Annotated in this window: 19 protein-coding genes and 1 rRNA gene; 2 read left to right on the forward strand and 18 right to left on the reverse strand. The window is 70.8% G+C overall.

The features are described 5' to 3' along the window. Positions 1-8: 8 nt before the first annotated feature. Together xerD and ald are read right to left on the reverse strand one after the other, a co-directional pair. Positions 9-896, reverse strand: coding sequence for a site-specific tyrosine recombinase XerD (xerD, locus tag ORI60_RS27125; protein ID WP_416234494.1), 888 nt, complete (start codon positions 894-896; stop codon positions 9-11). Next, positions 893-1,963, reverse strand: a complete 1,071-nt coding sequence (ald, locus tag ORI60_RS27130; protein ID WP_266040825.1) for an alanine dehydrogenase — start codon at positions 1,961-1,963, stop codon at positions 893-895. Before ald ends, xerD begins: the two co-directional genes overlap by 4 nt. A 52-nt stretch (positions 1,964-2,015) precedes the next feature. Here ald and ORI60_RS27135 point away from each other — a divergent pair, with 52 nt between their 5' ends. After that, positions 2,016-2,603 (forward strand): NINE protein, encoded by a 588-nt coding sequence (locus tag ORI60_RS27135; RefSeq protein WP_266040826.1) that lies wholly within the window; start codon positions 2,016-2,018, stop codon positions 2,601-2,603. A 160-nt stretch (positions 2,604-2,763) separates the two neighbouring features. Here ORI60_RS27135 and ORI60_RS27140 read toward each other — a convergent pair whose 3' ends face one another. Genes ORI60_RS27140 through ORI60_RS27150 form a run of 3 tightly spaced genes read right to left on the reverse strand, consistent with a single transcriptional unit; the run spans position 2,764 to position 5,480 of the window. Continuing rightward, positions 2,764-3,159: a DUF2752 domain-containing protein gene (locus tag ORI60_RS27140; RefSeq protein ID WP_266040827.1), complete on the reverse strand. Its 396-nt coding sequence runs from the start codon at positions 3,157-3,159 to the stop codon at positions 2,764-2,766. Between the two features lie 9 nt (positions 3,160-3,168). Next, a complete protein-coding gene (locus tag ORI60_RS27145) occupies positions 3,169-3,801 on the reverse strand; it encodes an NUDIX domain-containing protein (protein WP_266040828.1) in 633 nt (210 codons plus the stop codon). Continuing rightward, positions 3,798-5,480, reverse strand: coding sequence for a CTP synthase (locus tag ORI60_RS27150; protein WP_416234495.1), 1,683 nt, complete (start codon positions 5,478-5,480; stop codon positions 3,798-3,800). Before ORI60_RS27150 ends, ORI60_RS27145 begins: the two co-directional genes overlap by 4 nt. Before the next feature lie 178 nt (positions 5,481-5,658). Here ORI60_RS27150 and ORI60_RS27155 point away from each other — a divergent pair, with 178 nt between their 5' ends. Then, positions 5,659-6,342 (forward strand): hypothetical protein, encoded by a 684-nt coding sequence (locus ORI60_RS27155; protein WP_266040830.1) that lies wholly within the window; start codon positions 5,659-5,661, stop codon positions 6,340-6,342. 9 nt (positions 6,343-6,351) lie between these two features. On the opposite strand, the gene ORI60_RS27160 is transcribed toward ORI60_RS27155, so the two are convergent. The 13 genes from ORI60_RS27160 to rrf all read right to left on the reverse strand — a co-directional run. After that, a complete protein-coding gene (locus ORI60_RS27160) occupies positions 6,352-7,290 on the reverse strand; it encodes a copper transporter (RefSeq protein ID WP_266040831.1) in 939 nt (312 codons plus the stop codon). Next, positions 7,287-8,471, reverse strand: coding sequence for a putative cytokinetic ring protein SteA (gene steA / locus ORI60_RS27165; protein WP_266040832.1), 1,185 nt, complete (start codon positions 8,469-8,471; stop codon positions 7,287-7,289). The genes ORI60_RS27160 and steA overlap by 4 nt, the downstream gene beginning before the upstream one ends. A 62-nt stretch (positions 8,472-8,533) precedes the next feature. After that, on the reverse strand, positions 8,534-8,974 hold the full coding sequence (locus ORI60_RS27170) for a hypothetical protein (RefSeq protein ID WP_266040833.1): 441 nt from the start codon (positions 8,972-8,974) through the stop codon (positions 8,534-8,536). After that, entirely contained in the window at positions 8,971-9,402 is a 432-nt protein-coding gene (locus tag ORI60_RS27175) for a hypothetical protein (protein ID WP_266040834.1), read from the reverse strand. Before ORI60_RS27175 ends, ORI60_RS27170 begins: the two co-directional genes overlap by 4 nt. Then, positions 9,399-10,010, reverse strand: a complete 612-nt coding sequence (locus ORI60_RS27180; protein ID WP_266040835.1) for a hypothetical protein — start codon at positions 10,008-10,010, stop codon at positions 9,399-9,401. The genes ORI60_RS27175 and ORI60_RS27180 overlap by 4 nt, the downstream gene beginning before the upstream one ends. After that, the gene (locus ORI60_RS27185; protein ID WP_266040836.1) at positions 10,003-10,602 is read right to left on the reverse strand and encodes a hypothetical protein; all 600 of its coding nucleotides are present in this window, start codon (positions 10,600-10,602) and stop codon (positions 10,003-10,005) included. The genes ORI60_RS27180 and ORI60_RS27185 overlap by 8 nt, the downstream gene beginning before the upstream one ends. 924 nt (positions 10,603-11,526) lie before the next feature. Then, entirely contained in the window at positions 11,527-13,308 is a 1,782-nt protein-coding gene (gene recN, locus ORI60_RS27190) for a DNA repair protein RecN (RefSeq protein WP_266040837.1), read from the reverse strand. A gap of 80 nt (positions 13,309-13,388) precedes the next feature. Beyond that, a complete protein-coding gene (locus ORI60_RS27195; protein WP_266040838.1) occupies positions 13,389-14,279 on the reverse strand; it encodes an NAD kinase in 891 nt (296 codons plus the stop codon). Then, positions 14,276-15,088 (reverse strand): TlyA family RNA methyltransferase, encoded by an 813-nt coding sequence (locus ORI60_RS27200; RefSeq protein ID WP_266040839.1) that lies wholly within the window; start codon positions 15,086-15,088, stop codon positions 14,276-14,278. The genes ORI60_RS27195 and ORI60_RS27200 overlap by 4 nt, the downstream gene beginning before the upstream one ends. Positions 15,089-15,094: 6 nt before the next feature. Then, the gene (locus ORI60_RS27205; RefSeq protein WP_189159503.1) at positions 15,095-15,262 is read right to left on the reverse strand and encodes a hypothetical protein; all 168 of its coding nucleotides are present in this window, start codon (positions 15,260-15,262) and stop codon (positions 15,095-15,097) included. Positions 15,263-15,266: 4 nt separating this feature from the next. Then, positions 15,267-16,061 (reverse strand): HAD-IIA family hydrolase, encoded by a 795-nt coding sequence (locus ORI60_RS27210; RefSeq protein ID WP_266040840.1) that lies wholly within the window; start codon positions 16,059-16,061, stop codon positions 15,267-15,269. Then, a complete protein-coding gene (locus ORI60_RS27215) occupies positions 16,058-18,679 on the reverse strand; it encodes a hypothetical protein (protein ID WP_266040841.1) in 2,622 nt (873 codons plus the stop codon). Before ORI60_RS27215 ends, ORI60_RS27210 begins: the two co-directional genes overlap by 4 nt. An 86-nt stretch (positions 18,680-18,765) precedes the next feature. Further along, positions 18,766-18,858, reverse strand: a 5S ribosomal RNA gene (gene rrf / locus ORI60_RS27220); the annotation flags it as partial.

The raw sequence follows: 18,858 nt of genomic DNA on the forward strand, positions 1-18,858 counted from the left end.
TGGAAGCCTCATGTTCCAGTGGCCCGAGGGTGTGCAGTTGCGTAGACCTCCCTCAAAGTCGTAACGGTTACCAGTGTGTACACCTGAGTGGTCGTAACGGATGCGTGCCCGAGGAGTTCTTGCACCACCCGAACGTCGGCACCCCCTTCGAGCAGATGGGTGGCGAACGAATGCCGCAACGTGTGGGGGGACACCACCGAGGTGATCCCCGCCTGCTCCGCCGCGGTCTTCAGAACGGTCCACGCGCTCTGCCGCGAGAGCCTTCCGCCCCGTGCGTTCAAGAACAACGCGGGTGTGCCACGGCCTTTGGCCGCCAGCTCGGGACGTGCTCGGACCAGGTAGGCGTCGACCGCCGCCAACGCCGGCCGCCCGACCGGGACCAGCCGCTGCTTCCCGCCCTTCCCGTCCAGCAGGACCGTCCGCTCGGAAGCGTCGATGTCGTCCACGTCCAGCCCGACGACCTCGGAGATTCGTGCTCCCGTCGAGTACAGCAGCTCCAGCAGTGCTTTGTCCCTGAGGTTTCCCACAGTGTCGAGGAGGGTGAGAACCTCATTGATGGGTAATGCTTTCGGCAGCCTCTTCGGCGGTGACGGCGGGTGCACGGCCCGTGCGGCGTCATGCGGCACAACGCCTTCACGGTGTGCGAAGCGGTGCAGCCCGCGCACGGCGACCAACGTCCGTGCGGCAGACGACGCCGCGAGCCCGCTTTCGCGCAGCACGGCCAGGAACTCACTCACCTGCAGTTCCGTCACCGCGGCCAAGTCGGTGACACCTATGGACTCCAGGTGCTCGGTGTAGCGACGCAGGTCGCGGGTGTAGGAGTCGAGCGTGTTGCGGGCGGTGCCGCGTTCCACGGCGAGGTGGTCGAGATAGGTCGCCACCAGATCGGCAATCACTCCAGCCCTTCCAACACGATCTCTCCAGCACGCGCGTTGACACCCTTGGCGAGCGCCGGGTCATCCGCGACAGCGCGATCAAAACCCTTGTCCGCCAACGCGATGACGTACGGCAGCGTCACGTTCGTGAGCGCGTACGTCGACGTGTTCGGCACGGCACCGGGCATGTTCGCGACGCAGTAGAACACGGAGTCGTGCACGCGGTACGTCGGCGCGTCGTGCGTGGTCGGCCGCGTGTCCTCGAAACACCCGCCCTGGTCGACCGCGATGTCCACGAGCACGCTGCCGGGCCGCATCCGCGACACCAGCTCGTTGCTGACGAGCTTCGGCGCCTTCGCGCCCGGCACCAGCACCGCGCCGATCACCAGATCCGCCCACTGGCAGGCCTTCTCGACCTCGTAGACGTTCGAGGCGATCGTCTGCAGGTGCCCGCGGTAGGTGAAGTCGATCTGCCGCAACCGGTTGACGTTCTTGTCCAGCACGACCACCTCGGCCTGCATGCCCACGGCCATCGCCGCCGCGTTCATCCCCGCCACGCCCGCGCCGATCACCGCGACCTTGCCCGCCGCCACTCCGGGCGCCCCGCCGAGCAGCACCCCGCGCCCGCCCTGGGCTCGTTCCAGGCAGTGCGCGCCGACCTGGGCGGCCATCCGCCCGGCGATCTCGCTCATGGGCGCCAGCAACGGCAACGACCCGTCGGGCAATTGCACGGTCTCGTAGGCGATGGCCGTGATGCCGGAGGCCGCGATCGCCGCGGTGCACGCCGGCGAGGCCGCGAGGTGCAGGTAGGTGAACAGCACCTGGTCGCGGCGCATGCGGTGGTATTCGGGCTCGATCGGTTCCTTGACCTTGAGAACCAGGTCCGCCGACCCCCAGACCTCGTCGGCCGACGAGGCGATCCGCGCGCCCGCCGCCACGTACTCGTGGTCGGGGAACGACGACCCCGCACCGGCGTCGCGCTCGAGGACGGCCGCGTGCCCGCGGCTCACCAGCTCGACCACTCCGGCGGGTGTGATCGCGACGCGGTACTCGTGGTTCTTGATCTCCTTTGGGACACCGACCAGCATCGTCGCAGCGTATTCCCGATATCGATCTGCTGCATCGGATACCGTGCGAGCCGTGTCAGAAGCATTCGGGCCCGAGCAGCAACGCATCGGCAACCAGCAGCGCGAAGAGGCGATCACCGCGCTCAACGACCACTTCGCGATGGCGCGGCTCGACATCGGCGAGTACCAGGACCGCGTGAACCGCGCGTCCGGCGCGCAGAGCTACGCCGAGCTCGCGGAGCTGTTCCGCGACCTGCCGCAGCCCCACCCGCCGTTCCTCGCGCCGCCGTCGGTGCCGTTCGCCGTGCCCCCGGCCCCGCCCGGCTACCCGCCCCAGCAGACCCAGCCGTACTACCCGCCGCCGACGGGCCCGCAGTACGCGGTGCCGCCGCCCCCGCCCGGCTACGGCAGCCCGGGCGCTCCGTACGGCTACGACCCGATCACCGGCGTGCCGCTGTCGGACAAGTCGAAGATCGCCGCCGGCGTGCTGCAGCTGTTCCTGGGCAACCTGGGCATCGGCCGCTTCTACACCGGGCACACCGGCATCGCCGTCGCGCAGCTGCTGACGTGCGGTGGCTGCGGCATCTGGTCGCTGATCGACGGGATCATCATCCTGGTCAACGGCGGCACGGACGCGCAGGGCCGCAAGCTCCGGGACTAGGCCGTGTCCCGGCAGTCTCGTCGGGCGGCAGTGGCGGCCGAGGGCCCCGGAGACGACACCCCCGCGATGCCCGAATACGCCCGGTATGAGGGCATCGCGGCGGCGCCGTCTCCGGGTCTCTCGCCCGCGCCTGCCACCGGACGAACTTCCGGGACACGGCCTAGATCCCCAGCAGATTCCTGCCCACGCCCCACACTGCGGCAACGACGAGAACGGCGAAACCGACCGGCTTCGGCACGGATCGCCGTTCGCCGTTCCACCGGTCGCGGGTCCAGCGCGCGAACAGCCACACGGCCAAAGGCACGCCCAGCGCGAGCAACACGGCGTTGAAGTGGAACGCGCTGACGACATCGCCGTGCAGCAACGCGTGCACCATGCGCGTGACACCACACGCAGGGCAGTTCAGGCCCGTCAGCCAGTTGACGGGGCACTTCGGCAGCAGGTTGCCCGGCTTGTTCGGGTCGACGAACAGCAGCAGCACCGCGCCCGCGCCGCCCAGTGCGAGAACGCCGAAGGGTGCCTTCATCCGTGCGAAGGCACCCTTCAACGTCTGCATGAACCCAACCTACTTCTTGCGGGCGGCGAACCGGGTCGGCTTGTCGCGGAACGGTGCGTCGGCCGGGCGCGGTTCCGCCCGCCCCGCCAGCACCTCGTGCGCCGCGAGCAGCCCGGCCACGGCCGAGGAGTTCACGATCTCCCCGGACAGGACCATCCGCACGGCCTCGTCGAGCGGGAAGCGGTGGACCTCCAGATCCGCCTCCTCCTCGCCCTGCACGTCACGGTCCACTTCGGACAGTTCGCGCGCCAGGTACACGCGCACGACCTCGTCGGTGAAGCCGGGGGACGCGGCCGTGTCGACCAGCGTGTCCCAGCGCGCCGCTTCGAGCCCGACCTCCTCGGCCAGCTCGCGCCGCGCGCCGACGACCGGCTCCTCGCCGTCGTGGTCGAGCAGCCCGGCCGGCAGCTCCCAGAGGTGCCGCCCGAGCGCGTGCCGGTACTGGTGGATCAGCACGACCTCACCGGCGTCGTCCACGGCCACGACCGCGACGGCGCCCATGTGCTCGACGATCTCGCGCTTGGCCGTGCCGCCACCGGGCATCTCGACCTCGTCGATCCGCAGTGCGACGACCTTCCCGACGTGCAGGTCCTCGCTGGAGACCGTCCGGAAGTCGTGCCGCGTCCCAAAATCGGATGTCACTGCGACGCTCCGGCCTTCAGGGGCAGCCGGTCGGCCACGCGGTAGTCGATCGCGGCCTTCACGAACGCCGCGAACAGCGGGTGCGGCTTCGTGGGACGCGACTTGAGCTCCGGGTGCGCCTGCGTGCCCGCGTAGAACGGGTGCACGTCCGCCGGCAGTTCGACGAACTCGACCAGGCGGCCGTCGGGCGACGTGCCCGAGAAGACCAGGCCGGCGTCGGCGAGCTTGCCCCTGTACGCGTTGTTGACCTCGTAGCGGTGGCGGTGGCGCTCGGACACCTCGGTCGTGCCGTACGCCTGGGCGACGACCGACCCCGGTGTGAGCTTCGCGATGTACGCGCCGAGGCGCATCGTGCCGCCCATGTCGCGCTGACCGGCCACGACGTCCTGCTGGTCGGCCATCGTGGAGATGACCGGCGTGCCGCCCTCTTCGAACTCGCTGGAGTTCGCGTCCTCGATGCCCGCGAGGTTCCGCGCGGCCTCGATCACCATGCACTGCAGGCCGAGGCACAGGCCCAGCGTCGGCACACCGCGCGTGCGGGTGTACTTCAGCGCGCCGAGCTTGCCCTCGATGCCGCGCACGCCGAACCCGCCGGGGATCAGCACCGCGTCCATGCCGGACAACGCCCGCGCCGCGCCCTCGGGCGTCTGGCACTCGTCCGACGGCACCCACTTGATCTCGACCTTGGCGTGGTGCGCGAAACCGCCCGCGCGCAGCGCCTCGGTGACCGAGAGATACGCGTCCGGCAGGTCGACGTACTTGCCGACGAGCGCGATCTTCACCGTCTCGGACGGGTTGTGCACCCGCTCCAGCAGGTCGCCCCACACCGTCCAGTCGACGTCGCGGAACGGCAGGTCGAGGCGGCGCACGACGTAGGCGTCGAGGCCCTCGGCGTGCAGGACCTTCGGGATGTCGTAGATCGACCGGGCGTCCACGGCCGCGACGACGGCGTCGGTGTCGACGTCGCACATCAGGCCGATCTTGCGCTTCAGCGCGTCCGGGATCTCCCGGTCCGCGCGGCACACGATCGCGTCGGGCTGGATGCCGATGTTGCGCAGCGCCGCGACGGAGTGCTGGGTCGGCTTGGTCTTCAGCTCGCCGCTCGGCGCCAGGTACGGCACGAGGCTGACGTGCAGGAAGAAGACGTTGTCGCGGCCGACGTCGTGACGCACCTGGCGGCAGGCCTCCAGGAACGGCAGCGACTCGATGTCGCCGACAGTGCCGCCGACCTCGGTGATGACCACGTCCGGCGTGACGCCGTCGGCGTCCGGCTCGGCCATCGCCCGGATGCGGCGCTTGATCTCGTCCGTGATGTGCGGGATGACCTGGACCGTGTCGCCCAGGTACTCACCGCGCCGCTCCTTGGCGATGACCTCGGAGTACACCTGGCCGGTGGTGACGTTGGCGTCGCCGCTCAGGTCACGCGCGAGGAACCGCTCGTAGTGGCCGATGTCGAGGTCCGTCTCCGCGCCGTCGTCGGTCACGAAGACCTCGCCGTGCTGAAACGGGTTCATCGTGCCGGGGTCCACGTTCAGGTACGGGTCGAGCTTCTGCATCGTCACCCGCAGGCCGCGCGAGGTGAGCAACTGGCCGAGGCTGGAGGCGGTGAGCCCCTTGCCCAGGGAGGACGCGACGCCTCCCGTGACGAAGACGTGCTTGGTCGTACGTGCCTGCTGCACCAACGGGGCTCCCGTGAAAATCGTGGGGGCCGAATCCCCCTATCCACGGGCCATAACGCTAACACGCCGCCGGTCACTCAGCGCACCACGACCCGGCAGATCACATCACCCGATCGGCGCAGCGAGGGGTTTTCCCGAACCTCCCACGGCACGGGCCGGCATCAGGAAAAGTTGTCACGTGACCTTCGACGTGGCAGGGGAAGCCGCAAAAGCCGTGCGCGAACGCTCCGGGGCGTGGCGTTTCGTCGAGGGTTTCGCGGCCGCGTGGGCCGAGCCGATCGAACCGCAGGACGGCTGGAACCGGGCCGACCTCGCCGCCGCCGAGGAGCAGCTGCGCGTCCGGCTGCCCGAGGCGGTGAAGGAGGCGCTGGCGCTGTTCGGCAAGCGCCCCGACCTGACCAGCAACCAGGACCGCCTGCTGACGCCGTCCGAACTGCGCGTGGACGGCGAGATCCTCGTCTTCCGCGCCGAGAACCAGTGGGTCGCGGCCTGGGGGACGGCGCTGGACGGCGACGACCCCGAGGTCCTGATCAAGCTCGACCTCGTCGACAGGACCGAGGAGCGCTGGGACGCGTGGCTGCCCCGGTTCTCGCTGGCGTGCGTGGAGATGGTGCTGTCCGAGTCGCTGTTCCGCGACGGGGCCGGAACAGCGGACAGGGAGACGTCCGAGGCGGACGTCTCCCTGCTCGAGGACCACTTCGCCCTGCTGCCGCTGCACAGTCCCGGCACCCGCTGGTTCGTCGTGGACGACCTGGTCGTCCGCGAGGACGACCGGCAGTGGCTGTGGGCCCGCGCCCGCACACCGGACGCCCTGGACCAGCTGCTGAAGGTCCTGCCGGGCGACTGGAACACCGACTACTGAAGCCGCACGTCAGCTGGCGGTGCCGGGCGAGGACGCCTCCGCGTTGCCCGCGACGCCGTACCGGCCGGAGCGGCCTTCCAGCTGTTCGCTCAACGCCATCACCACGACGACCTGGCCCGCCGGGGTGTCGGAGTTGTCCACCGTGGACAGGATCGACGTGGCGGCGGTGTCCGCGCGGACCACGCCGATCGCACCCGTGCCGTTCGCCGAACCGTTCGCACCCGCCAGCACGACACCCGCGCCGGCCCGGTCGAGCTGGGTGGCGAAGCGCGCGACGGTCGAGGCCCGGTCCGCGGCCGAGTCACCGATCGCGGCGCCCCCGGTCAGCACGATCGCGAGCTGCGCCGGCTTCACCCCCGAGGTCGCCTTCACGAAGCCCGCGTTGGTCAGCCCGGCGAGCGCGGACGCGGTCTCGTCGGCCGTGGCCTGCGGCTGGTTGGTGGAGGAGTTGAGCAGCAGCAACGCCCCGAACAGGCCACCGGCGCGCGTGCCGGGGTCCGCGGCCGTGGGCAGCTGCGAGCCGGCGGGCTGCAACCGTGCCACGAGGTCGCGCAGCTGGTCGCCGCGGGACGGGTCGGTGAACGCGTCGGTCAGCTGGATCTCACCGGTGACGGTGGCACTGGCGGACTTGAGCAGCCCGGTCAGCGCGTCCCGGTCGGACGGGCGCGCGTCCGCCGTCGTCACGATGACGACCGTGCGGTCGGTGAGCCGGTCCTTCACCGCGAGCGGGCCGACGGACGAGGCGAACTCGTCCGCCTCGGTCAGCTTGGCGTTCAAGGCGTTGCGGTCGTTCTGGAGTTCGTTCACCTGCTGTGCCAACGAGTTCTTCTCGTCGCTCAGCCCCGACAGCAACCGCCCGCTGATCGCGGTCGACCCCAGCACGACACCGACCGCCAGCGCGAGGAACACCGCGGTGATCGAAACTATGTGGTAGCGCAGCGTGATCACGAGAAGAACCCCTTGAACCAGTTGACGACGGATTGCCAGCCGTCGACCACGATGTCGACGTAGACGTGACCGACGCCGGAGACCGCGAGGGCCGCCGCCATGGCGGCGATCGCCGCGGTCACCAGCAGGACGATCACGCCCAGCGAGACCCGGCTGCGGTGCAGGATCGCGACGGCCTCCCCGTCGACGAGCTTGCTGCCGAGCTTCAACCGGGTGAGGAACGTGGAGGGGTTGGAACCGGAGTGCCCGCGGTCGAGGAACTCGCGCAGCGTCGCGCGCAGGCCCACCGTGACCACCAGGGACGCCCCGTGCGCCTCGGCGAGCAGCAACGCGAGGTCCTCCGCGTTGCCCGACGCGGGGAACGTCACCGCGCCGATGCCGAGGTCCTGGATCCGCTGCAGGCCGGGCGCGTGACCGTCGGTCTGCGCGGGCACCACCACCTCGGAGGCCGCGCGCAACGACGCGGTGCCGATGCCGTCGGGGTCGCCGACGATGATGTCCGGCTTGAGCCCGGCGTCGTGCAGCGTGTCCGCGCCCGTGTCGACGCCGATCAGCACCGGCCGGTACTCGCGGATGTACTTGCGGAGCTTGCGCAGCTCCTCGGCGTGCGACGGCCCGCCGGCGACGACGAGCACCTGGCGGTCGCGCATCGGCACGTACACCTCAGGAACGCCGACGCCGTCGAGAACGAGCGCGCGTTCCCGGCGCAGGAACTCGATGGTGTTGGCGGAGAACGCCTCCAGTTGCGCCGACATGCCGGCCTTCGCCTCGATCATCGCGTCGGCGATGCTTTCGGCGTTCTGCTCGATCCCCTTGGCGAGCTCGCGTTCCCCGGCGTACACGACACCTTCGTGCAGCCGGATCCTGGCGCCTTCCTTGATCTCCCGCAGCGCGACCGCGCCGACGTTGTCGATCAGCGGAATGCCCGCCTCTATCAGCAGTTCCGGGCCGAGGTTGGGAAACCGCCCGGAAATGGACGGTGACGCGTTCACGACGCCGACGACCTCGGCCGCGACGAGCGCTTCGACGGTCCGCCGATCGAGGTCGACGAGGTCCATCACCGCGACGTCACCGGCACTGACGCGCCGAACCAGGTCGCTCGCGCGCCGATCAACCCGCGCGACGCCCGTGACTCCGGGAAGTTCGTGGTTGGTGCGGCTCAGCAGCCCGGAAAGCTTCATGGGCCGATAGTGGCTCACGGTGCGCACGCGACAGGTGAGGCACGCCGGGCAATTCCAGCTGGTCAGTCGTCGGGGTGAACTACTACGGCTCCAAACGCGAGAACCACCGCACTTATGAGCACCCAAATACCGTTGCCGAACCCGGCTTCCAGTGCCGGATCGATGGCGATGTTGCCCTCTTCGTGAAAGCTGATCGCGTTCAGCAAATACACGAACAACATTCCGGTGACGCCCGCGAGCGCGGCGGCTCCGGCGAAAGCGACCTTCCGCCACCGCATCCCGGCCAGCACGACGGCGGCCGCCACCACGATCGGGATCCCGAACAACGGCCCGTGCTCGTCCGTCGTACCACCGAACCGCGTGCTCCACCCCGTGGTGACGTACGCGGTCTGCGGCTGCCCGGGAGCAAGCCTGATCAGCAGTTCCGAGAACGGCAGGAACGTGGCCGCCACCGCGGCCGCCGCGGCGAGTCCGAGCAGGACGAGGCCCGCGATCTTCCTCACGCCGCCTCCCGTTGCACCGCGACGGCTCCTGCCAGCGCGACCAGCGTTCCCACCGCGAGGAACACCAGCCCGAACCCGACCGCGAAGTCGCCCTGCTGCTCGACCGCGTGCCCGCGCTCCGACACCACGAGCGCGCCGATGACAGCCACGGCACCGAGCTGCCCGGCCGCTCCCGCGAGCGCCGCCCGGCTGACCCACACGCCGACGACGAGCAGCACGGCGGTGACCACGACGGGCACCCCGTACCAGGGCGAGAGCTCTCCCGCGGGCCAGTCGCCGGGCTTGTTGAGGATCTCCGTCCCCCACGCCCGGACCACGACCTCGACCCCGCCGGCGTAGGCGGTCGAGTACCACGGCAACACCATCGCCGTGGCGGTCAGCACCACTCCCACCGCGATCAACGCGATCGCCGTAGCTCTGCCCATCACCGGGTCTCCCGCTGCTCGTCGTCGTGCGGAATGGCGAGACCGAAGGGCGGCGTGTCGTCGTCGCCGTCGAGCTGGTGCACCACCACTCCCTCCTCCTCGCCGTCGTCCTGCGCCACCGGTTCGGGACCCCGCCGCTGGGCGAGCACCGCACCCGCGAGCCCGACGACGGTCGCGATCATCAGCAGGTAGAAGCCACCGTGGTAGCGCAGTTCGTCCTTGCTGGAACCGGCCTGCGGCTGGGTGGCGAGGACGCTCCGCAGTTCCCAGACCTGGACCACGTAGAGGAGCACGACCCCGGCCAGCAGCCCGGCGCCGCCCATGGCCAGCGGCCGCCCGACGAACGCGGTCTGCTCCCGCACCAGGAACGCCACGGCGACGCCCAGCACGATCGCCGACACCACCACGGGCCACCCGGCGGCGAAGAGAGCGGACTGGCCGACGGGCCCGTCCTGCGAATCAGACCTGGTGGCCCACAGCGTCCACGTGACGGTCAGATCAGACCCGAACCCCTTGTAGACAGTGCTGAAAACCTCTTCGAGCGACGCGACCACCGACAGCACGGCCCCCAGCGCCAGCAACACCCATGAGATCTTGCGGCGATCAGTCACTCTTCGGCTCCACGATCACCGGATACCCGTACGGCGGCGTGTCGGTGTCGTCCGCGTCGTCGTCGAGCTGGTGCACGACCACCCCGTCACCGACGGGCTCCGCCTGGTCCGCCCGAGGCAGCTCCTGGTGCAGCACGGCCGCCACCACGGCCACCCCGGCGGCCACGACCAGCAGGGTGATCCCTTCGCTCTGCTCCACCTCGATGGGCACGCGCGAGTTGAACTCCCCCAACGCTTTCACCAACCCCTGCACCCGCGAGACGGCGGCCCACGCCACCCCGGCCAGCAGCCCAGCCCCGAGCAGCGACGCGACCCGCAACGCCGGAACCCGGAACGCCAGCACAGCCGCCAGCGCCATGACGAGCGCGGCCCCCAGCACGGGCTCCCCGAGCTCGAGGGGCTCGAGCAGCAGCACCTCGCGGAAGTCGTCCCGCCCGACCGCCCAGAAGGTGGCCTCGTAGCGCAACGCCTGGCCTCTGATCACGATCTGCACGGAGTACGCGGTGAGGAACGTGGCCGCCACGGCCAGTCCGGCCGCGACGACCACCAGCACCGCCCCGAGCACCCGGCGCGTGGTCAGAGTTCCTGTCACGCCCCCATCATGCCGAACCCGGCCGGGAACAGCGGAAGGAGAAACAACCGGAACGGCCACGCCGATCACGCCGGCCCGGTCGGGGCAGCACCGGTCAGGGCAGCGCCCGTCAGGGCACGCTGATCACAGCGCCGATCAAACCGCGTCGCCGGTTCAAGCCGGCCCAGGCGGGCCGAGGCGATCGGGCGCCATGCGATCAGGCCACGCCGGTCGCACCGCGCCACCAATCCAAGCCAGCCCCAGGCGGCCACACCAATAACGTCGCGCGGGTCGGGCCTCCACGCCGGTCATGTCGCGCCGGTCATGTCGCGCCGGTCATGTCGCGCCGACTAAGCCGCGCCGCCGATTCAGGCAGGCCCAGGCAGGCCGCGCCAGTCAGGCGGCCACGCGACCAGTCCACTCCGATCACGTCACGTCGGTCACGCCAGGCCCGTCAGTCCGCACCAGCAGGGCGGGCCACGCCAGTCACGTCGCGCTTGTCCGGCCACGCCGATCAAGCCGGGCCCGCCAGGCCGCACCGGTCAGGCGGACCCGCCGATCACATCGCGCTGATCAGGCCACGCCGATCTCGCGAGACCCGTCGGGTCACGGAGATCTAGCCGCGCCGCGATTCAGGCCAGCCCCAGTCAGGCCACGCCGTTCAGACGGCCACACCAGTCACGTCGCGCCGATCAAGCCACGCCAGACTCGTCAGGCCACACCGATCAAGCCGCGCCGCCAATGCAGGCCAGCCCAGCCAGGCCGCACCGGTCGGGCGGCCACGCCGGTCACGTCGCGCCGGTCGGGCGGCCACGCCGGTCACGTCGCACCAGTCGGGCAGCCACGCCGATCACGTCGCGCCCGTCAAGCCGCACCAGCAGGGCAACCCCACGCCGGTCAGGCCGCCACGCCGATCAAGCCACACCGGGCAGGCGGCCAGACCGGTCAGGCCTTCTTCTTCCTCCGCCGGACCACGGGAGCGGCGGACTTGTCCGCCTTGGCCGCGGCCAGCAGCTCCTCGGCGTGGGCCCGGCCGGTGTCGGTCGAGTCCATGCCGGCCAGCATCCGGGCGAGCTCGACGACCCGCTGCGTCTCGTCCAGCTTCCGCACGGCGGACCGCGTGAACGTCCCGTCGGCGGACTTGTCCACGACGAGGTGCCGGTCGGCGAACGCCGCCACCTGCGGCAGGTGCGTCACGACGATCACCTGGTGGGACCGGGCGAGCCTGGCCAGCCTGCGGCCTACCTCGACCGCTGCCCGGCCGCCCACACCGGCGTCGACCTCGTCGAACACCAGCGTCGGCACCGGGTCCGAGTGCGACAGCACCACTTCCAGCGCCAGCATCACCCGGGACAGCTCACCGCCGGAAGCGCCCTTGTGCACCGGCAGGGCGGGTGCACCCGGGTGCGAGATCAGACGCAGCTCGACGTCGTCCACGCCGGACGCGCCCGCGTGCAGGATCGAGCGGCCGACGGTCAGCGCCTGGGCGTCGCCGGACTCGGCGTGCCGGGGCCGGACGGCCAGTTCGACCGAGGCGTGCGGCATGGCGAGCCCGTCGAGCTCCTCGGTGACGGCCTTGCCCAGTTCGAGGGCTGCCTCGGTGCGGGCGGCCGTCACCCTGGCTGCGAGCGTCGCGAGTTCCGCGGCCAGCTCGTCGCGGCGGGCTGCCAGGCCGGTCAGCGCCTCCTCGGAGGTGTCCAGCCCGCCCAGCCTGGTGCGCGCGTCCTCGGCCCAGGCGATCACGCCGTCGACGTCGGCGGCGTACTTGCGGGTCAGCGCCTTGAGCTCGGCCTGCCGCTGCAGCACGCTCTCGAGCCGGCCGGGGTCGGCCTCCAGGTGGTCCAGGTAGCCGGAGATCTCGGCGCCGACGTCGGCCAGCAACGTCGCCGCCTCGACCAGACGCGGCTCCATCTCCCGCAGCTTCGGGTCCTCCGACGACGCCAGCCTGCGGGCGGCCTCGGAGATCAGCCCGAGCGCACCGGGGTTGTCCGGGTCGCCCTCCAGCGATCCGGACACCGCGAACTGCGCGCCTTGAGCTGCCTCGCGGAGCTGGTCGGCGTCCGCGAGCCGCCGCGCCTCGTCGTGGAGCTCGGCGTCCTCGCCGAGCTTCGGGGCGACGGCGTCGATCTCGGTCAGGCCGTGCCGCAGCAGGTCGGCCTCGCGGGCCAGCTCGCGGGAGCGCTCGGTGCGTTCCTTCAGCTCCGCCGAGACGCGCAACCACTCCTCGCGCACGGCCTGATAGGCGCGCAGAGGAGAGCTCACGTCGTCGCCGGCGAAGCGGTCCAGCACGCCGCGCTGCTCGGTCGGCCGCATGAGCCGCAGCTGGTCGTTCTGCCCGTGAACGGCGATGAGCTGCTCGGCCAGTTCGGACAGGACGCCGACGGGCACGGAGCGGCCACCGACGTGGGCTCGCGAGCGGCCGTCGGCACCGACGGTGCGGATCGCGATCAGGGACCCGTCCTCGTCGGCCTCGCCGCCGACCTCCTCCGCCACCTTCGCGGCAGGGCTGCCCGCCGGGGCCTGGAAGCGGCCTTCGACCACCGCTTTGTCAGCCCCGGTGCGCACCCGCGACGCCTCTGCCCGGCCACCGCCGAGCAGGTGCAACCCGGTGACGACCATGGTCTTGCCCGCACCGGTCTCACCCGTCACTACGGTGAACCCGGGGTCCAGTTCAAGGGTGGCCTCGTCGATCACGCCAAGGCCATTGATGCGCATCTCGGCCAGCACAGGGCGAACCTTACTTGTCGAGTCCGACATTTCCTCGCGGGCACCATAACGAGCGAGTGCCGACGCACCGAGCGGCGCTGTCAGCCTGCCGATGGTCCCCGCCATCCCTTCACCGGCAGGGCGAACTTCTCGACCAGCCGATCCGTGAACGGAGCCTGGCGCAGCCGCACGACCTTGAGCGGCACCTCGCCCTCCACGATCTCGATCCGCGCGCCCGCGGGCAGCTCGAACGTGCGCCGCCCGTCCGCGGACAGCGCCGCCGGGTGGCCCGAGGCGTCGATCTCGAACGCCACGTGCGACTTCGGCGAGACGACCAGCGGCCGGGCGAACAGCGCGTGCGCGTTGCTCGGCACCACCAGGATCGCCTGCACGTCCGGCCACACGACCGGGCCTCCTGCGGAGAACGCGTAGGCCGTGGAGCCGGTCGGCGTCGCACAGATCACGCCGTCGCAGCCGAACGCCGACACCGGCCGGCCGTCGACCTCGACGACGACGTCGAGGATGCGTTCGCGGATCAGCTTCTCGACGGTGATCTCGTTGAGCGCCCAGGTCTTCGCGACCACGTCACCGTTGACCTTGGCGACCAGGTCGAGCGTCATGCGCTCTTCCACGAAGTAGTCGCGCTCCAGCACGTGGCCGACGGCCTCGTGCAACGCGTCCGAGTCGGCCTCCGCGAGGAACCCGACCCGGCCCAGGTTGACGCCCAGCACCGGCACCCGCGCCGGGCGCGCGAGTTCGGCGCCGCGCAGCAGCGTGCCGTCACCGCCCAGCACCAGCACCAGTTCGGTGCCCTCGGCCGCGTGGTCGTCGGCGGGCACGACCTTGGTGCAGCACGACGGGCCGAGGTCACGCGCCTCGTCGTCGAGCACCCTCGTCGTGACGCCCCCGACCGCGAGGCGGCCGGCGACCTGACGGGCGAGATCGATGTTGCTCTGGTGACCGGTGTGGACGACCAGCAGGACTTCCCTCATTGGGGCCCTTCTTCGACGGCGGTGCGCACCATCTGTGCAACAGCGTCCGATCCACCGGGGAGGGGATCCGCTTTGCGCAGCCAGAGGAAGTACTCGACGTTGCCGGACGGGCCGGGCAGCGGGCTCGCGACGACCCCGTGCACAGCCAGGCCCAGTTCGGTCGCCGCCCTGGTCACGTCGAGCACGGCTTCGACCCTGAGTTCGGGGTCGCGCACGACGCCACCGGAGCCGAGGCGCTCCTTGCCCACCTCGAACTGCGGCTTGACCATGGGCAGCAGGTCGCCTTCCTCGTCGAGGCACGCGGCCAGTGCGGGAAGCACAAGCCTCAACGAGATAAACGAAAGATCGGCCACCACGAGTTCAACATTGCCGCCGATGTCCTCGGGCGTGAGGGTGCGGACGTTGGTCTTGTCCTTCACCACGACCCGGTCGTCGGTCTGCAGCTTCCAGTCGAGAAGACCCCTGCCGACATCGGCCGCGACGACCTGCCGTGCGCCTTTGCGCAGCAGCACGTCGGTGAAACCGCCAGTGGACGCGCCGGCGTCGAGACAACGCTTGCCGGTGGGGTCGATCTCGAAGCCTTCGAGCGCGCCGATGAGCTTGTGCGCGCCGCGCGACGCCCAGTTGGGGTCGTTGGCGATGTCCTTGACGACGACGGCGTCGGAGGTCTCCACGGCGGTCGCGGGTTTCGTCGCGACGGTGCCGCGCACCTTCACGCGACCGTCCGCGACGAGTTGGCTGGCGTGCTCACGGGACCTGGCGAGCCCCCTGCGCACGAGTTCGGCGTCGAGCCGCACCCTGCGAGGCACTGTGCATCACACCTTGTCGATGCTCGACAGTGCGTCGGTGAGCGTCGCGTGCACGGCGTCGAACCGGGCAACGTGCTCGTCGAGGGGGACGTTCTCAAGCCCGTCGAGCCTCTCCAGCGCGCCTTCGATGGCGTCAGCCGGGTTGGGCGGCGGTCCGGGCAGGGGGTAGCTCACGGTCTTACGGTAGCCGATGCAGGACCGACAGGTCCGCGCCGACATACGTGGGCCTTTGCTCATCCGGAAGCGCTTGCGCCTCTTGTTCGGTGGACACACCCGTGAGCACGAGCAGGGAGTCCATCCCCGCGTTCACGGCGCCGAGGATGTCCGTGTCGAGGCGGTCGCCGATCACCAGCGGGCGGTTCGCGCCGAGGTCCTTCGCCGCCTGCTGCAGCAGCGGGGTGGCGGGCTTGCCGGCGACGAGCGGTTCCTGGTCGGTCGCGGTCTTCAGCGCCGCGACGAGGCTGCCGTTGCCGGGCAGCAGACCGCGTTCGGTGGGCAGGGTGGCGTCGACGTTGCACGCCACCCACAACGCACCGCCGCGGATGGCGACCGCGGCCTCGGCCAGCTGACGCCAGCCGAGGTCCATCGACAGCCCCTGCAGGACCGCCACCGCGCCTTCGGCGGTGTCGGTCGGGATGAGTCCGCGCTTGAGCACCTCGGCCTCCAGGGCCTTGGTGCCGAGCACGAGCACAGTGGACCGCTTCGGCAGGCGTTCGGCCAGCATGGCCGCGCCCGCCTGCGAGGAGGTGCTCACCTCGTCGACGTTCGTCTCGAACCCGAGCTCGACGAGGTGATCAGCGACCATCTGCGGTGAGCGGGAGGCGTTGTTGGTGACGTACCGGATCCCGACGCCCTTGCGCCGGGCCGCCGCGATTGCTTCGGCGGCACCGGGAACGGCTTCGGATCCCCGGTAGACGGTGCCGTCGAGATCGATCAGCAACGCGTCGTACCTGTCGACCAACGTCTCGCTCACTGCTCCGGGGTCTCCTCCTGGGTCAGCTCGAACGCGCGCTCGGCGGCGTCCGTCTCCCCTTCGTCGTCAGCCTCGGCGGCGTTGAGGAACCACTTGACGGCTTCCTCGATGCGACCGGCCGCGGCCAGGTTGTCGGCGTAAGCGTAGAAGAGCCGCGCGGAGTAGGGGTTGCGCTGCCCCGGATCGAGGTCGGGCCCCTGCAGCGCCACGACCGCGGCGTCGAGCTGGCCCATGTCACGACGAGCGCCGGCCGCGACGATCCGCAGCTCGATCTCGTCCTCCTGGCTGAGGTCCTTGACCGCCGGGTCCTTGGCGAGGTCGATGGCCCGCTCCGGCCGGCCCAGGGCCCGCTCGCAGTCCGCCATGATCGCCAGGTGGCCGGGTCCGGTCATCATCCGGCGGGCGGCACGCAGCTCGCTGAGCGCCTCGGCCCACTCGTCCGCGAAGTAGGCCGTCAGACCGGCCGCCTCGCGCACGACGCCGACACGAGCAGCCTTGCTCCGCGCGTACCGCGCGTGCTCCAGCGCCAGCTCGGGGTCCTCGTCGATGAGCAGCCCGGCCGCGGCCAGGTGCTTGCCGATGATCTCCGCGAGGCCCTTGGGCAGGCTGCGCAGCTCGAGCTTGATCTCCGGGTCGAGCAGCGACAGGTCGGCCTCGTCGGGCAGCGGGGGCCGTCCGCCACGGGGCGCGGGCGCCTCGTCGCGCGGCTCGTCGTCGCCGGCCTCGCCGCTGACCTCGGCCACGACGTCGACACCCTCGGCGGGGGACTCGTCGGTCTCGGTCTTCGCCACGTCGGCCGCGTCGCCGTCAACGGCGACCTCGGTCTCGGTCTTGTCCTCGGCGGCCGTCTCGGTCTCGGCAGCCGTCTCACGGCCGGCCGCGGCACGGGTGGCCGCGGCGCCATCGCCCAGGCGGTAACCGGCGCGCTCGGCGGCCGGGGTCACCTCAGCGGCGACCGGCGCGTCCTGGCCGGTGGCCTTGACGTCGGCGCCGTCCTGACCGGTGGTCTCCTGGTCGGTCTGACGCTCCTGGAAGCGCGCCGCACGCTCACGGCTGCGCTCGTCCTTGCGCCGGTCGTCGCGCACCGGGCCGGAACGCTCGTCCCTGCGGTTGTTCGAGTCGTCCCTGCGGTACCCGCCGCGGTCGCCCGAGTCGCTCTTCCGGTAGCCGCCACGGTCGCCGGAGTCGCTCTTGCGGAACCCGCCGCGGTCGTTCGAACGGTCGCTGGAACCGCGGTAACCACCGCGATCGCCCGACTCGTCCTTGCGGTAACCGCCACGGTCGCTGGAACCTTGGCCGCGGTAGCCACCGCGGTCGCCGGAGTCGTCCTTGCGGTAAGCGGGACGGTCACTGGAACCGCGGTAACCACCACGGTCGCCCGAGTCGCTCTTGCGGAAACCGCCGCGGTCGCTGGAACCCTGGCCACCGCGGTAACCACCACGGTCGCCGGAGTCGTCCTTGCGGAAGGCGGGACGGTCACTGGAACCGCGGTAACCACCACGGTCGCCCGACTCGTCCTTGCGGTAACCGCCACGGTCGCTCGAACCCTGGCCGCGGTAGCCGCCACGGTCAGCCGAGTCGTCCCTGCGAAAACCGCCACGGTCGTTCGAACGGTCACTGGAACCGCGGTAGCCACCGCGATCACCGGAGTCGCTCTTGCGGAAACCGCCGCGGTCGCTGGAACCCTGACCACCGCGGTACCCACCACGGTCACCGGAGTCGTCCTTGCGGAAGGCGGGACGGTCACTGGAACCGCGGTAACCACCACGGTCGCCCGAGTCGCTCTTCCGGAAGCCGCCGCGGTCGCTGGAGCCGCTGCGCTCACCGGAGCGGAAACCGCCGCGGTCGCTGGAGCCCTGGCCGCGGTAGCCGCCACGGTCACCCGAGTCGTCCCTGCGAAAACCGCCACGGTCGTTCGAACGGTCACTGGAACCGCGGTAGCCACCACGGTCACCGGAGTCGCTCTTGCGGAAACCGCCGCGGTCGCTGGAGCCGCTGCGCTCACCGGAGCGGAAGCCGCCACGGTCGCCAGACTCGCTCTTGCGGTAACCACCACGGTCGTTCGAGTCGTCCTTGCGGAAGCCGGGACGGTCGCTGGAGCCCCGGTACCCACCGCGGTCGTTCGAGTCGCTCTTGCGGAAACCACCGCGGTCGCTGGAACCCTGGCCACCGCGGTAACCACCGCGATCGCCTGAATCGTCCTTGCGGTAGGCGGGACGGTCGCTGCGGAAACCGCTGCGCTCACCGGAACCCTGACCGCGATAGCCGCCCCGGTCGCCCGAGTCGCTCTTGCGGTAACCACCACGATCGCTGGAGCCGCCGGCGCTGCCGCGGTCGCTCGAACGGTCGCCGCGATAGCCACCGCGGTCGCCGGAGTCGTCCTTGCGGTAGCCGCCTCGGTCGCTGGAGCCCTGACCGCGGTAACCACCGCGGTCACTGGAGCCGGCGCGGTTGTCTCGACGGTCGCCGCCGCTGTTGGTGCGGTCGCCGGAGCCTTCACCACGCTGGGAGTTGCTGCTGAACTTTCGATCGCCTGCTGGACGGCCACCCTCGGAACGGCGCGGTCGGTCTCCCTGGCCACGCTGACGGTCGCCGGGACGATCCCCGAACCTAGACACCTAATCCTCCTATGGACACGCTGAAAGGGGCTTGTGAGCGAGCACTGTTGTTGTGCCCCGCAATCACAAGCCCCTTCAGGGAAGAAGTTCGGCGGCGACCTACTCTCCCACACCGTAACCAGTGCAGTACCATCGGCGCAGAAGGGCTTAACTACCGGGTTCGGAATGGGACCGGGTGT

It is taken from the genome of Lentzea sp. NEAU-D7 (genome assembly GCF_026242055.1).
Taxonomy (GTDB): Bacteria; Actinomycetota; Actinomycetes; order Mycobacteriales; family Pseudonocardiaceae; genus Lentzea.